This window comes from Paenibacillus sp. JT22N15 (assembly GCF_059383755.1).
This window is the reverse complement of sequence record NZ_JBXENV010000002.1, coordinates 47194-61755: the sequence shown is the minus strand read 5'-3', so window position 1 is coordinate 61755 and position 14562 is coordinate 47194. Positions and strand designations below refer to the sequence as shown.

The window sequence follows — 14562 nt, the reverse complement described above, 5'->3', positions numbered from 1 at the left end:
CTATCCTTGTGCATAGTTTTACTGGAAAGCTGGAAAACAACCAAGCGTAAACGGCTGTCACCGTCCTCTGGCGGCAAAGCTGCCGTTTCGCGGGTGAAATATAAGCCCATTATAAGGGGGGAATTATAATCGGCTTATATAAAAAAAGCGGAGCCTCCAAGTGGAGACTCCGCTTTAAACGGCAAGCTGTATTATTTAACAGCTGCTTCGTAACGTTTGCCAACTTCAGCCCAGTTTACAACGTTCCAGAACGCTGCAATGTAGTCAGGGCGTTTGTTTTGGTAGTTCAGGTAGTAAGCATGCTCCCAAACGTCCAGACCAAGAAGCGGTGTTTCGCCTTCCATGATCGGGCTGTCTTGGTTCGGCAGGCTTGCAACTTTAAGCTTGCCGTCTTTCACGGAAAGCCATGCCCAGCCGCTTCCGAAGCGGGTAGCAGCAGCTTTTGCAAAGTCAGCTTTGAATGTATCGAAGCCGCCCAGCTCGCTATCAATCGCAGCTGCCAGTGCGCCAGTTGGAGCGCCGCCAGCGTCAGGACCGATTGTTTCCCAGAACAGGCTGTGGTTAGCATGTCCACCGCCATTGTTGCGAACCGCTGTACGGATCGCTTCAGGTACGCTAGCCAGATCAGCAATCAAATCCTCAATGGATTTGCCTTGCAGCTCAGGAGCGGACTCCAAAGCAGCGTTCAGGTTTGTTACATAAGCGTTGTGGTGACGGTCGTGATGGATTTCCATCGTCAGAGCGTCGATGTGGGGCTCAAGAGCGTTATTAGCATACGGAAGTGCTGGTAATTGATGTGCCATAATATAAACAGCCTCCTAAAATTAGAATATGTAAATTACTCTTCTTATTATCCCCTATCCAATCACATAAATCAACATTGATGTTTCAAAAGTCGAATTTTAATAGATAAGGTAGACTTAAGTAGCATGTCATATTGTTAAAGTAATTATGCATAAGCGGGAGAAAAACCAATCAAATGCACGAAAATCGGCTAAAACTTTATGTAAGCGCTTAATTTAAAGCGTTTTCAGTCATAATTCGCTAAATTCTTAGATTTTTTTAAACAAATTTTAAAATTTTGTGAAGGAAAACGATAGAAGATGTAGTATAATGATTAAATTGCAGCACAATGACATGGTATAGAGGTGTGTATCGATAATGAATGTTCGTTCCTTCCAATTATCAGATTACAGGTTGCTAACGGCTCTTCTTGCGGATGTATTAACTGAAGAATGTTACGAGCAAACAATGGAAGCTTTTGCGCGTCAATTGTCATGGGATAGCGAGCTTGTTCTCGTCGCTCTCTATGAGTCGGAAGTTGTAGGTGTCATTATCGGTACGATTGATAATAACACGGGCTACTATTATCGTGTTGCGGTTCATGCGGACCATCAGCGTCAAGGAATTGGCAAAGCGCTTATCGAGTCTTTGCGCCTAAGATTCCAACAACGCCAAGTAAAGAAAATTTTAATTACAGCTGATGAGCATAATGAAGCCGTTTTGCCGCTTTATGAATCGCTGGGCTATGTGTCCAAAGATTTTTTCCGCTCTTTCCAACAGCTAAGTATTATAGCAGGTTAGGACAAGCCTCTGGCTGTCCAATAACCGTTTGCAGGGCATATCTGCATCGCCATTGCTTTTGGCGATGGGATATGCTTTTCTATTTTATAAAGAGGGCTATTTAAGCGCTGCGCTTAGCGCCTGCAAGAAGGAGAACAACATGGATCCCTATCAGCATTGCGTCATCAGGAGCTCCAAGCACGATGGCAGCATCCACCGCATTTGGCAGCATAATTGGCTTATTCCGGCACCTCTGCTCATTCCGCAGCATGCCGCACTTGGCTTTAAGGTGACGATCAACTTTGAGACACCCATTGTGGAGGCCAGCGGCAAGGTTTGGATGAGCCAGGTGCCTGCGGTTTCTTTTTTTCTGCCCGGACAGTGGTATAATGTGGTTGCGCTGCTTGAGGAAGGCGGTATTCGCTATTACTGCAATCTCGCTTCACCATTTGCTTGGGATAGTGAGCTGCTCACCTATATCGACTACGATTTGGATGTCATCCGACTGCCAGACGGCAGCCGAGAGGTTGTAGATGAGGATGAGTTCGAGCTTCATAAAGCGAAGTACGACTACCCGCGAGATGTGCAGGAGCATGTGCTGCAAGGGCTGGATGAGCTGCTTTTGCGGATGGACGAGCAAGCTGTTCCTTTTGATGACGAAGTGATTATCGCTTATTATGAAACATGGCGCACAAGCTTATAGGGCGGAGGCGGTTAAGGAATGGATAGATTTTCATTTGACGGCGGCAGCAGCGGCGAAGCTGAAGGACAGGAGCAGCTTGGAGCGCTTAAGCGCCCGGGCTGGTCGAAGGAGCTTTGGGAATGGGTAAAAACCGTTGGCATATCGTTCATTCTCGTTACAGTGCTGCATCTGTTTGTGTTTAATCTTTCGACCGTAGAGGGACATTCCATGGAGCCTACCTTGCAGGAGAAGGAATGGCTGTTTGTAAATAAATTCGTTTATTTGATCGGTACGCCCAAAATCGGCGATGTCGTTATTTTGGAGGACCCCTCTGCGTTTGGCAAAGAGCAGGAGCTGCTGGTAAAACGCGTCGTGGGCTTGCCAGGGGACCAAATTGAAATTTCGGATAAGCATTTGTATCGCAATGGCGAGCTTGTGGACGAACCGTATATTGATACGGACATTGAGGATTTGGACATGATGCCGCTCACCGTTGAGGCAGGCAGTTATTATGTGATGGGCGACAACCGTCATGCGCGGGCGAGCAAGGACAGCCGGATGTTTGGAACGGTTCCGCTTTCAGCGATTGAGGGCAAGGCGCAGTTTATCGTATGGCCATACAAACAAATAAAGTCGTTATAGATTTAATTAAAGCGTTTATAGACCCAGCCATAGTGATTGGAGAACGGCGAATCAAACATCAGGCTTAAGCTTATGGGAGGTGAAGGGATGGAGGAACGAGCGTATTACGCTGCATTGAAAAAAGAAATGAAAGCCGCCGCGCGCAGCCTCGGCATCGACAAAATTGGCGTCGCTTCTGCTGATCCGTTCACCACCTTGAAGCAGCGGCTTATTTCGCACCGTGAGCTTGGCTACGAGTCTGGTTTCGAAGAGCCGGACCTTGACAAGCGTACCAATCCGGCGCTGTTGTTTGACCAGCCGCAATCGATTATCGCCATCGCGATCGCTTATCCCTCCAAGCTCCATCAACCACCTAAATCGGAGCCGGGAGCGAGAAGGGGCATTTTGTCCCGCTCGGCTTGGGGCGAGGATTATCATAAGGTGCTGAGGAACAGGCTTGGGCGGCTTGAAGCTTGGCTCGTAGAGCGCGTACCGGGCTTTCGGGCTGAAAGCATGGTCGATACTGGAGCTTTATCCGATCGGGCCGTTGCCGAGCGCGCTGGACTAGGCTGGAGCGCCAAAAACTGTGCAATATTGTCCGAGGATCTTGGCTCGTGGATCTACCTTGGCGAAATGATTACGAATTTGCCGCTGGAGCCAGATGAGGAAGTGACCGATGGCTGCGGCGAATGCACCAAATGCATTGATGCTTGCCCGACGGATGCGCTCGTGGGCCCAGGCCAGCTTAATTCGAGCCGCTGCATTTCGTTTATTACTCAGACGAAAGGTTTTGTAGAAGACGGCTACATGCGAAAAATCGGCAACCGCCTGTACGGCTGCGACACATGCCAGACAGTATGTCCGGTAAACCGGGGCAAAAACTGGACGCATCAGCCAGAGCTTCAGCCGGATCATGAGCTGGTTAAGCCGCTGCTTACCCCACTGCTGACGATTGGCAATAAAGAATTTCAACGTCTATATGCGAGCAGCTCTTCTGCTTGGAGGGGCAAAAAGCCCATTCAGCGCAATGCCGTTATTGCGCTGGGCAATTTTAAAGATCCCAGTGCAGTTCCGGACCTCATTCAAGTGCTGCGCCAGGATGTCCGCCCGGTTATGCGGGGAACGGCAGCATGGTCGCTGGGCCGCATTGGCGGCGCAGAGGCAGAGGAAGCGATCCGGCAGGCATTGCTGCAGGAGGCGGATGATGACGCGCGGCGCTATATGGAGCAGGCGCTGCATTCGCTAGCAGAAGGAGCCGATACGGTCCCTCGTTGATCCAGCCGCCGCCTGCGTTTGGCGGCTGCTGGAATAGGGTACGCCGTTTGCGCTTCCAACGTTTGCGAATGTCAAGTTTACATGCTATTATAGGGGTCATTATAGACAAGTTTAAGTCGGGAAAGGGTCAGGTGAGTTGCTTTTTATGTGGAGTTACATTATTCCGATTGTGACATTAATCGTGGGGGCAGTCGGTGGGTTTTTCATCGGCGTATTCTACTTGCGCAAACAGCTAGAGAAAATGCAAAGCGATCCAGAAATGATTCAAAAGATGGCGAAGCAAATGGGCTATAATCTGAATAAGCAGCAGATGACGCGTGCCCAGAACATGATGAAAAACCAGAACCAGAATATGAACAAAAATCAGAAGATGCCGCGCAGATAACGGCATCAGCTGTTGATTAGCGAAAAAGAGGGTGGTCCGCATGGCGGGAAAGAAAGATTACGTCAACTCTAAAGTCATTCAGAACCGGGAGCAGATTGAATTTCATGTGAAGGAAATTTTGAAGCTTGTTGGCGAGAATGTGGAAAGGGAAGGGCTGCTGGAGACGCCTGCACGCGTCACCCGCATGTATGAAGAGATTTTCGCAGGTTATGAGGTTGATCCGAGCGAGGTGCTAGGCGTTACGTTCGATGAACAGCATGAAGAGCTGGTTATTGTAAAAGATATTATCTATTACAGCCAGTGCGAGCATCATATGGCGCCATTTTTCGGCAAAGCACATATTGGTTACATTCCAAGCGGCAAGATTGCTGGCCTCAGCAAGCTGGCTCGCCTAGTAGAAGCCGTTACAAGACGCTTGCAAGTACAGGAGCGGATAACGAGCCAAATCGCGGATATTTTAGACAAGGAATTGCAGCCGCATGGCGTTATGGTCGTCGTGGAAGGCGAGCATTTGTGCATGTGCTCCCGCGGGGTGAAGAAGCCTGGCAGCATGACGGTGACGTCTGCGGTGCGCGGAGAGTTCCGTTCCAATCCGGCTCTGCGCTCCGAATTTTTAGCTTTGCTCAAGTCCTAATTTTTTTCGTAGTAGCGATTGGATAACCAAAGACCGCTCCACAGGCCAGTGTGCATCATGCGCCAGCTTGTGGAGCGGTTTTTTTTGATCAAAAAATGTTGGGCTTGCAAAAAATGGGGAACCATTATAAGATTAAGTCACTAACTTGCAATACAAGTTAGTTCTTTTTTTAATCCGCTACCTTGCTTTGCAATATAGTGGGATGGCTGCGAAATGGAGGTTTGATCGTGTCTAGTCAATTGGTTAGAGGGGTACTGGAAGGATGTCTGCTGGCAGTTATAGCTGAGGAGGAGACATATGGGTATGAAATTATGGAGAAGCTCGCCGTAAATGGCTTCGTGTTCGCTAAGGAAGGCAGCATATATCCACTCTTGCTTCGATTGGAGAAAGAGCAGATTATAACGAGTACGCAGCGGCCCTCTGCATCTGGGCCAAACCGCAAATATTATCGTCTGACCCCGGAAGGGGAGCAGCAGCTTGAGCTGTTTCGCGGCAAATGGAAAGAGCTAAGTGTCGCAGTAAACCAAATTTTAGGAAATGAAGGTGTGTAGGATGCTGAATCCACGAAATGAAACGTTATTAAACGAAATGAAGTTTTACGTTCGCAGCAGCTCTGTTTCTGACAAGAAAGCCAGTGAAATACTTATGGAGCTGGAGGACCATTTATTAACGGCCCAACAAGATGGGAAATCGTTCGAGCAGGTTTTTGGGCAAAATCCTAAGTCCTATTGTGATGAAATCATTCGGGAATTGCCTAAGCCAACAAAGCGGGAGCAGCTTGAAACGTATGCCCTCTTGCTTCCTTTATTGCTTTTATGGCGTTTTATAATGGGCTTCACTGGGGAATTGATTATTCCGTTATATGAAACCATCGCTTATATCATTTTATCCTCTGCATTGGCTTGTGGGCTGTTGATCGCGTTAAGAAAGGGAGCTTTCATGCCGAAGCGCCAATCCGTTTGGATTACTTGTGCAATAAGTCTGGTTACTCTGGGAGCGTATTTTGGATTCGTTGTGTTTGCTAATCGTCTTCTGCCCGCTCAGCCGCAGCTCGTGTTTCATGGGGGTTATGCTTATGGGATAGCCTCGGTCAGCTTGATCATTATTTTGATCTCCTTGTTTGGGCCGCTATTGAAAAAGAAAAAATAGAACGTGCTTGCAATAATCCTCAAGTTCTCATATAGATCTGGAAGGACACACTCCATAAGACTTGAATGTTTTCGCTGGCTAGGCGAAAGGCATTCGGGTCTTTTTTGTTTTTTTAGGCATCCCAAGCGGTGGGCTGGAACTGCTCCTAGATGATGGAACAATTTGTACTATTATCCCTAAAAAAGGAAGGGCTTAAGTAGGGGTTGTACGAAAAAAACGTCAAAAAAGTCATTAAAGTGACAGTAAAGAAGTCATTTAAAGGACTAGTGCCACCTGAATTTGATCCTATAAAATGGTATTAGACCCTCGTATTAGTTTATACAGTGGGGAGGGCGACGGAATAGAAGCGGGAGGAGGAGAGAACAGAGACAAGGCCAATACGAAGCAAGTGGCAGTGAAAAAGATGAGAGGAGTTGTTGGTTTTGAGTAAAAACCGCAAAATGCGGATCAAATGGGTGCTCGTTCAGGCGCTTGCAATCGCACTGCTGCTAGGAAGCGTGCCATTGCAGCCAATCTCGAGCGTCCAGGCGGCAGGTAATTATAATTATGCAGAGGCATTGCAGAAAGCGATTTATTTTTATGAGACTCAGCGTTCAGGACCGCTTCCGGACACGAACCGTGTCGAATGGCGTGGCGATTCCGGTTTGCTCGACGGAGCCGATCATGGCGTCGATTTGACAGGCGGCTGGTATGATGCTGGGGATCATGTGAAATTTGGGCTTCCGATGGCTTTTTCAGCTACTATGCTGGCATGGTCGGTTTATGAATATAAGGAAGGCTATGAGCAGGCTGGCCAGTTGAACGAGATTTTGGACAATTTGAAGTGGGCTACCGATTATTTTGTGAGAGCGCATACAGCGCCTAATGAGCTTTGGGGGCAGGTTGGAGCCGGCAATGCCGATCATGCTTGGTGGGGACCAGCAGAAGTGATGCAAATGGCGCGTCCTTCTTTTAAAATCACGGAAACCTGCCGTGGCTCGGACTTGGCAGGAGAGACGGCGGCGGCACTCGCTTCCTCATCTATCGTGTTTAAGCAATCAGATCCGGCTTATTCTGCGCTTCTGCTCCAGCACGCGAAGGAGCTTTACAGCTTTGCAGACACATACCGGGGCAAATACTCAGATTGTATTACCGATGTTGCTTCTTTCTACAATTCGTGGAGCGGATATAAAGATGAGCTGACTTGGGCAGCAACTTGGCTGTATCTGGCAACAGAGGATAACGCTTATTTGAATAAAGCCATTCAATCCGCTTATGACTGGGATACAGACAGCTCAAGCAACACTTGGGCTTACAAATGGACAATCGGCTGGGATGACAAGCGTTATGGCGCGCAATTGCTGCTCGCCCGGATTACGTCTGAGCTTGGCAGACCAGAGGCGAGTGACTTTATCGCATCGACTGAGCGCAATTTGAACTATTGGACCGTTGGAACAAACGGATCGCGAATTACGTATTCGCCGGGCGGCCTGGCATGGCTGGATTCATGGGGCTCCCTGCGCTATGCGGCGAATGCTTCTTTCCTGGCATTTGTATATTCGGATTTTGTAGCGGACCCAGTCAAAAAAGCGCGCTATAACGATTTTGCCGTTAGCCAGATTAAATATATGCTCGGCGATAATCCGCGTAACAGCAGCTACGTGGTCGGATATGGCGTCAATGCACCGGAGCACCCGCATCATCGTACTTCACACAGCTCGTGGACGGACAGCCTAAGCAACCCGACCTCGCACCGTCATACGCTTTATGGCGCATTGGTAGGCGGACCGAATGCATCGGATCAATACACCGATTCCATAACCGACTACGTCAGCAATGAGGTAGCGACGGACTACAACGCAGGCTTTACGGCTTCCCTTGCAAAAATGAACCTGCTGTACGGCGCAGGCCAGCAGCCGCTTGCAAACTTCCCTCCGGCCGAAACAAAGGCCGATGAAATGTTTGTAGAAGCGCAAGTGAATCAGTCCAGCTCGAATTTTACTGAAATCAAAGCTTTCCTGAATAATCAATCGGCATGGCCCGCCCGTATGGGAGACAAATTGTCCTTCCGCTACTTCATTGATTTAAGTGAGGTATATGCGGCTGGCTACACCGCAGCTAATGTAAGTGTCACTGCCAACTATAATCAAGGCGCAGCCGTTAGCCTGAAGCCATTTGACGAGGCAAATCACATTTATTATGTGCTGGCGGACTTTACAGGCACGAAAATCTACCCTGGCGGCCAACCGCATTTCCGCAAGGAAATCCAGTTCCGTATTTCCGGTCCTCAAGGGGCATGGAACCCAGCGAATGATTATTCGTATGCAGGGCTTACATCAAGCCAGACCGTAAAAACGACTAAAATTCCGGTCTACGATGCTGGAGCACTCGTGTTCGGTCAAACACCTGATGGAGGAGGCGTAACACCAACTCCTACACCATCTGCGACACCAACACCGACACCAACACCGACGCCAACGCCGACACCGACGTCGACGCCAACACCGACACCAACACCAACACCAACACCGTCGTCGACGCCAAGTCCGACGCCACAGCCGACGCAGACTCCGGCCGATGGCCTGAAGGTACAGTACCGAGCAGCTGATACGAATGCCACGAACAATGCGATGATGCCGCAGTTTGAAATTTTCAACAACGGTTCAAGCGCTGTAGCTATGAATACGCTTAAGCTTCGCTATTACTTCACAGCTGATGGCACGCAGTCTCATCAGTTCTGGAGCGATTATGCACAGATCGGCAGCAGCAATGTGCAGGCCACATTCGTGACGATGAGCACGCCGACTACAACGGCAGATACGTATTTGGAGCTCACCTTTACGACAGCTGCAGGCTCGATCAGCGCAGGCGGCAGCAGCGGTCAAATTCAAGGCCGTATTTCAAAAACAGACTGGTCGAATTTAAACGAAGCGAATGACTATTCCTTCGATGCAACAAAAACATCATTCGTCGATTGGAGCAAGGTGACGCTTTACCAGAACGGAACGCTTGTATGGGGAATCGAACCTTAGTAATAGACGTTAGCTGCTATTCCAAATTAGGGAGGTAAGAAGATATGAAACCGATTTTTACGTTGAAAGCTTCGAAAAAAGTAACGGGACTCGTCCTATCAACAACGCTGCTCGTCACGCTGTCCACCGGACTTTGGGGCTCTACGCCCAAAGTATCCGCGGCTGCTGCTGCGGCAGTCAGCATTGAGCAGTCGCGCTTCCTGCAAATGTACGACCAGATCAAAAATCCGGCGAACGGTTATTTTTCACCGGAAGGCATTCCTTATCACTCCATTGAGACGCTGATTAGTGAAGCGCCGGATTACGGTCATATGAGTACTTCCGAGGCTTACAGCTACTGGCTATGGCTGGAGACGCTGTATGGCCACTATACGCAGGACTGGAGCCATTTGGAAGCAGCCTGGGACAATATGGAGAAGTATATCATTCCAGTCAATGAAGGAGACGGCAAGGAAGAGCAGCCGACGATGAGCTTTTACAATCCGAACAGCCCAGCGACGTATGCAGATGAAAAGCCGTTCCCGGATCAATATCCGGTGCAGCTTTCCGGCAAATATGCCGCGGGCAAAGATCCGCTGGATGCCGAGCTGAAAGCGACGTACGGCAACAACCAAACGTATTTGATGCATTGGTTGATCGACGTTGACAATTGGTACAATTATGGGAATCTTCTAAACCCAACGCATACATCTACTTACGTTAATACGTTCCAGCGCGGCGAGCAGGAGTCGGTGTGGGAGGCAATCCCGCATCCATCTCAGGACAATCAGACCTTCGGCAAAACAGGCGAAGGCTTCATGTCCCTCTTCACGAAGGAAAATCAGGCGCCTGCTAAGCAGTGGCGCTACACGAATGCGACGGATGCGGACGGCCGCGCCGTACAAGTGATGTATTGGGCGAAGGAGCTTGGCTACAACAATACCGCTTACTTGAATAAAGCGAAAAAGATGGGCGATTATCTCCGTTACGGCATGTATGATAAATACTTCCAAAAAATTGGAAGCGCTAGCGGCGGAACGCCAACTCCGGGAACGGGCAAGGATGCCAGCTCGTATTTGATGGCATGGTATACGTCGTGGGGCGGCGGCTTGGAGCAAGGCGCTGGAAACTGGGCTTGGCGTATCGGCGCAAGCCATGCGCACCAGGCTTACCAAAACCCGGTTGCCGCATATGCGCTTTCAACTCAGGATGGCGGACTTATCCCTTCGTCTGCGACGGCACAGACGGACTGGAACGCATCGCTTAAACGCCAGCTGGAATTTTATACGTGGCTGCAATCGTCTGAAGGCGCAATGGGCGGTGGTGCAACGAACAGCTGGAATGGCCAATATTCCGCTTACCCGGCAGGCGTGAGCAAATTCTACGGCATGGCTTATGATGAAGCTCCGGTTTATCATGATCCGGATTCGAACACTTGGTTTGGCTTCCAAGTATGGCCGCTTGAGCGCGTAGCTGAGCTGTATTATATTTTGGCTGAAAATGGCGACCTTAGCTCGGAAAACTTCCAAATGGCGAAAACCGTTATCCAGAAGTGGGTGGACTGGACATTGGATTATGTATTCGTTGATGAGCGTCCGGTTACTGACGCTGACGGCTACTATTTGAATGCGCAAGGCCAGCGTATACTGGGCGGAACCAATGTGAACGTAGCGACTGTATCTGCGCCAGGCGAGTTCTGGATTCCGGGAGGCCAAGAGTGGAATGGCCAGCCGGATACATGGAATGGCTTTAGCTCCTACACAGGCAATCCGACCTACCATGCGACTACGATTAATCCGAGCCAGGACGTTGGCGCGCTCGGCACTTACGTTAAAGCACTCGCGTTCTTCGCAGCGGGTACGCAGGCAGAGACGGGAAGCCTGACGCCGCTGGCAGCCGAAGCGAAGGAAATGGCTGGGAAGCTCCTTGATACGGCTTGGACTTTCAATGATGGCGTTGGTATCGTCACAGAAGAGCAGCGTGCAGATTACAACCGCTACTTCACGAAGGAAATTTACTTCCCGAGCGGATGGACGGGGACGTTTGGCCAAGGCAACGCGCTTCCGGGCAGCGGTGCAGTAGCCTCCGATCCGGCAAAAGGCGGCAATGGCGTCTATATCGGCTACGCTGATTTGCGTCCACTGATTCAGCAGGATCCGCAATGGTCGTACTTGTCCAATCTATACAACACGTCGTGGAACAATACGACGCAAACATGGGATAACGGCGTACCGACGTTCAAGTACCACCGTTTCTGGTCGCAGGTAGATATTGCAACGGCTTATGCCGAGTATGACCGTTTGCTGGGTACGCCAGCAGCTCCAACCGTTCCTGGCGCTCCGGCGACACTGACAGGAACAGCTGGCAATGCACAGGCGAGCCTGAGCTGGAGCACGACGCCTGGCGCAACGAGCTACAATGTGAAGCGCGCTGCAACAACGGGCGGGCCATACACGACAGTAGCGACTGCGGTTAGCGGCACAAGCTACAGCGATACAAGTGTTACGAATGGCACAACCTATTATTATGTGGTTACTGCCGTAAATGCAGTAGGCGAATCCGTGAACTCGGCACAGGTGGCGGTTACGCCTACTGCACCGGGCGCCGTCGTACCTGGTGCATTCACCGTGACAGGTACTGCAGGCAATGCATCAGCGGCACTGTCTTGGACAGCAGCTTCTGGAGCAGACTTCTATAATGTCGAGCGTTCCTCGGGAGGCAGCGCATTTGCATCTGTAGCTACTGGCCTGACAACGACGGCATACACGGATGCGAGTGCCGTGAATGGCACCAATTATACGTACCGAATTGTTGCTGAAAATGCTGCTGGAACGACGCTGTCCAACACGGTAGCCGTGACGCCTGTCGCACCTCCAGTCGGCGGCAATCTCAAGGTCCAGTATAGAGCGGCTGATACGAATGCTACGAACAATGCGATGATGGCGCACTTTAATATTTTGAACGATGGCACGACTGCAGTAGACTTGAGCACGCTGAAAATCCGCTACTACTTCACGGCGGACGGCACGCAGCAGCATAGCTTCTGGAGCGACTATGCGCAAGTGGGCAGCAGCAATGTGCATGCCTCCTTTGTGACTATGAGTTCGCCGACTGCAACAGCTGATACGTATATGGAAATCAGCTTCACAGCTGCAGCAGGCTCCATTGCAGCTGGTGGTACGAGCGGCCAAATCCAGACGCGTGTCTCCAAAAATGATTGGTCCAATTTGAATGAGGCCAATGACTATTCCTTCGATGCGACCAAAACTTCGCTCGTCGATTGGAATAAAGTGACGCTTTACCAAAACGGCACGCTTGTATGGGGCATTGAGCCTTAGAAAATGCAGCAGCGGCCAAGTAAATAATTTGCCGGAAGGGAAGAGGAGTCGTGCTGGGTGAATATGCCTTGCGCGGCCCTCTTTTCTTTATGGAAAAACCCTCTCAGGCAATTGAGAAAATATTGTGTTAATATCCATAATTTGATAAGATTAAATTGGAAAACTTTTGGAAGGAAGCGATGCATTCAAGCGATAGTCGGCTTGTGCGAAGCAGGCCGCTGCAATAAACATTTCAAAGCGCAAAGGAGGGTGCTTATCATGTATCGCCTTCTCGTGGTAGATGATGAAGCTTATGCTTTGAAAAGTATCATGGAGACGGTAAATTGGAGATCGCTCGGAATAAGCGAAGTGTATGGAGCGATGGATGTAGAAGAGGCGCGAATCATCTTTTGCGACCAGCGGATTGATGTTGTTATCTGCGATATCGAAATGCCGGGTGAAAATGGATTGGAGCTGCTCGAATGGCTGAACCAGGAGCAATTTTCGGCCAGCGTCATTTTTGTTACGGGGCATGATCGCTTCGAATATGTCCAGGCGGCGCTGCGTGCAGGCTGCTTCGATTATATGCTCAAGCCTGTCAGACATGAGCTGCTGCTGGAAACGGTAGCACGCTCGCTGCGCAAGCTGGAGCAGGATCGGGAGCATAATTTGCTGAAACGGCGAATGGGCAAGTTTGAGAAGGTGCTGCGCCATCACAAGCAGGAGCTGGTCGAGCGCTTCTGGAACGATGTGCTTTATCCTGCGGGGAAAACGCCAAATAATGAAGCGCTGCTTAGCCAATTGTCCTTAATGGAGCCGGATGCAGCAGATAGCGGCGAGTTTATGCTGGTGCTCGTCAGCATCTCCGGCTGGAAAGCGCGTTTTGGCATAAAGGATGAAGAAATATTGGAGTACGCGGTCATGAACCGTGCAGAGGAAACCGTGTTGGAAAATTGGCCAGGCGCTGTTCTCAAGAGCCGCAATGGCGAGCTGTTCATCGTCGTCTACCATGCACAGGAGCAGGGGAGAAGCATTGCCGAGCTGCGCAGGCGATGCATGGGGCTGGTCGAGGATTGCGGGGTTTATTTTTACAGCCGGGTGAAATGCTATATCAGCTTGCCAGGAGCACTATGTACGCTCGGGAGCCGCAGCGCCTCCTTGCTTAAACTGGAGCGGGAGTGCGCGGGTGACATGAAGGACGTGTGGGTTGAGGGCGAGCAAGCGCACCAGATGCCGGAGCAGCTATTTGGCCGTAAAGATTGGCCGGCGGAAATTGCCTTGCTGCTGCAGAAGGGCCGCCATGCGGAGCTTTATCAGGCTGTCGATGAATGGTTCGCATCCTACGACAAGGAAAATCCACTTTCAAAAGAAGATTTGAAAGCGCTCTATTATCATTTACTGTCGTCTCTCTATCAATCCTTCAATCAAAGCGGTATCTCAATTGGTTACGTTATCGATGCGGTCAGCGTTAAGCGGGAAGGAAGTGCGCCATGCACGAAGTCGCTTGCCCATTTGCGCCTGTGGACGAGGCAGGTCATTGAGATGGCCATTGAGCATGCGGCGAATCAGAAGGAGAGCGAGCCGACTATAGTAGAGCAAATCGAGCAATACGTAAAGTCGCGAATGTCCGAGGAGGTCAGCCGGGAGGAAATCGCCTCGCTGCTGCATTTTAACCCTGCGTATTTATCCCGATTGTTCAAAAAGGAGACAGGCTCTTCGCTAACGGATTATATCGTAAGCCAGCGTATGGAATACGCGAAGAAGCTGCTCAGCCAATCGGATCTGAAGGTGAGCGATGTGGCGGAAATTACGGGCTATAGCAATTTTTCTTATTTTTCACGGCTGTTCAAAAAGCAGGAAGGCTATTCGCCGATTGAGTTTCGCAAGCGCTACAAAGGTGAGGCGGGAATTTGAGCTGCGGTAACGGTTCATCGTAAAAGTTATAT

12 protein-coding genes are annotated in these 14562 nt (G+C 50.1%); 11 read left to right on the top strand and 1 reads right to left on the bottom strand.

All coding sequences use genetic code 11. The annotated features are described in order from the left end of the window. Window positions 1–191: 191 nt before the first annotated feature. The gene (locus AC50X8_RS03980; protein ID WP_056030892.1) at window positions 192–803 is read right to left on the bottom strand and encodes a superoxide dismutase; all 612 of its coding nucleotides are present in this window, start codon (window positions 801–803) and stop codon (window positions 192–194) included. Window positions 804–1161: 358 nt separating this feature from the next. Between AC50X8_RS03980 and AC50X8_RS03975 the strand changes: the two genes are divergently transcribed. The 11 genes from AC50X8_RS03975 to AC50X8_RS03925 all read left to right on the top strand — a co-directional run bounded on the left by AC50X8_RS03975 (window position 1162) and on the right by AC50X8_RS03925 (window position 14530). Next, window positions 1162–1584, top strand: a complete 423-nt coding sequence (locus AC50X8_RS03975; RefSeq protein WP_046232160.1) for a GNAT family N-acetyltransferase — start codon at window positions 1162–1164, stop codon at window positions 1582–1584. 64 nt (window positions 1585–1648) lie between these two features. Next, on the top strand, window positions 1649–2266 hold the full coding sequence (locus AC50X8_RS03970; protein WP_494878751.1) for a DUF402 domain-containing protein: 618 nt from the start codon (window positions 1649–1651) through the stop codon (window positions 2264–2266). A gap of 18 nt (window positions 2267–2284) precedes the next feature. Then, complete coding sequence (gene lepB, locus AC50X8_RS03965) at window positions 2285–2887, top strand: signal peptidase I (protein ID WP_056030889.1); 603 nt, start codon at window positions 2285–2287, stop codon at window positions 2885–2887. 87 nt (window positions 2888–2974) lie between these two features. Beyond that, window positions 2975–4141, top strand: a complete 1167-nt coding sequence (queG, locus tag AC50X8_RS03960) for a tRNA epoxyqueuosine(34) reductase QueG (RefSeq protein WP_056030887.1) — start codon at window positions 2975–2977, stop codon at window positions 4139–4141. A 145-nt stretch (window positions 4142–4286) separates the two neighbouring features. Beyond that, the gene (locus tag AC50X8_RS03955) at window positions 4287–4526 is read left to right on the top strand and encodes a YneF family protein (RefSeq protein WP_046232156.1); all 240 of its coding nucleotides are present in this window, start codon (window positions 4287–4289) and stop codon (window positions 4524–4526) included. 40 nt (window positions 4527–4566) lie between these two features. Further along, window positions 4567–5160: a GTP cyclohydrolase I FolE gene (gene folE, locus AC50X8_RS03950; RefSeq protein WP_056030885.1), complete on the top strand. Its 594-nt coding sequence runs from the start codon at window positions 4567–4569 to the stop codon at window positions 5158–5160. Window positions 5161–5384: 224 nt separating this feature from the next. Next, on the top strand, window positions 5385–5711 hold the full coding sequence (locus tag AC50X8_RS03945) for a PadR family transcriptional regulator (protein ID WP_056032881.1): 327 nt from the start codon (window positions 5385–5387) through the stop codon (window positions 5709–5711). Continuing rightward, window positions 5698–6309 carry a DUF1129 family protein gene (locus AC50X8_RS03940; RefSeq protein ID WP_494878749.1) on the top strand — a complete coding sequence of 204 codons (612 nt, stop codon included), beginning with the start codon at window positions 5698–5700 and terminating at the stop codon, window positions 6307–6309. The genes AC50X8_RS03945 and AC50X8_RS03940 overlap by 14 nt, the downstream gene beginning before the upstream one ends. Window positions 6310–6749: 440 nt before the next feature. Continuing rightward, the gene (locus AC50X8_RS03935) at window positions 6750–9320 is read left to right on the top strand and encodes a glycoside hydrolase family 9 protein (RefSeq protein ID WP_494879063.1); all 2571 of its coding nucleotides are present in this window, start codon (window positions 6750–6752) and stop codon (window positions 9318–9320) included. Between the two features lie 44 nt (window positions 9321–9364). Next, entirely contained in the window at window positions 9365–12637 is a 3273-nt protein-coding gene (locus AC50X8_RS03930; RefSeq protein ID WP_494878747.1) for a glycoside hydrolase family 48 protein, read from the top strand. Between the two features lie 258 nt (window positions 12638–12895). After that, window positions 12896–14530, top strand: coding sequence for a response regulator (locus AC50X8_RS03925; RefSeq protein ID WP_494878745.1), 1635 nt, complete (start codon window positions 12896–12898; stop codon window positions 14528–14530). The last annotated feature ends 32 nt before the right edge of the window (window positions 14531–14562 follow it).

What these genes read in the sequence shown, in the direction of transcription:
- AC50X8_RS03930 (WP_494878747.1), top strand. Translation starts at nt 9,365, where the DNA reads ATGAAACCGATTTTTACGTTGAAAGCTTCGAAAAAAGTAACGGGACTC.
- folE (WP_056030885.1), top strand. Translation starts at nt 4,567, where the DNA reads ATGGCGGGAAAGAAAGATTACGTCAACTCTAAAGTCATTCAGAACCGG.
- AC50X8_RS03980 (WP_056030892.1), bottom strand. Translation starts at nt 803, where the DNA reads ATGGCACATCAATTACCAGCACTTCCGTATGCTAATAACGCTCTTGAG.
- queG (WP_056030887.1), top strand. Translation starts at nt 2,975, where the DNA reads ATGGAGGAACGAGCGTATTACGCTGCATTGAAAAAAGAAATGAAAGCC.
- AC50X8_RS03925 (WP_494878745.1), top strand. Translation starts at nt 12,896, where the DNA reads ATGTATCGCCTTCTCGTGGTAGATGATGAAGCTTATGCTTTGAAAAGT.
- AC50X8_RS03970 (WP_494878751.1), top strand. Translation starts at nt 1,649, where the DNA reads ATGGGATATGCTTTTCTATTTTATAAAGAGGGCTATTTAAGCGCTGCG.
- AC50X8_RS03935 (WP_494879063.1), top strand. Translation starts at nt 6,750, where the DNA reads ATGCGGATCAAATGGGTGCTCGTTCAGGCGCTTGCAATCGCACTGCTG.
- AC50X8_RS03940 (WP_494878749.1), top strand. Translation starts at nt 5,698, where the DNA reads ATGAAGGTGTGTAGGATGCTGAATCCACGAAATGAAACGTTATTAAAC.
- AC50X8_RS03975 (WP_046232160.1), top strand. Translation starts at nt 1,162, where the DNA reads ATGAATGTTCGTTCCTTCCAATTATCAGATTACAGGTTGCTAACGGCT.
- AC50X8_RS03955 (WP_046232156.1), top strand. Translation starts at nt 4,287, where the DNA reads ATGTGGAGTTACATTATTCCGATTGTGACATTAATCGTGGGGGCAGTC.
- lepB (WP_056030889.1), top strand. Translation starts at nt 2,285, where the DNA reads ATGGATAGATTTTCATTTGACGGCGGCAGCAGCGGCGAAGCTGAAGGA.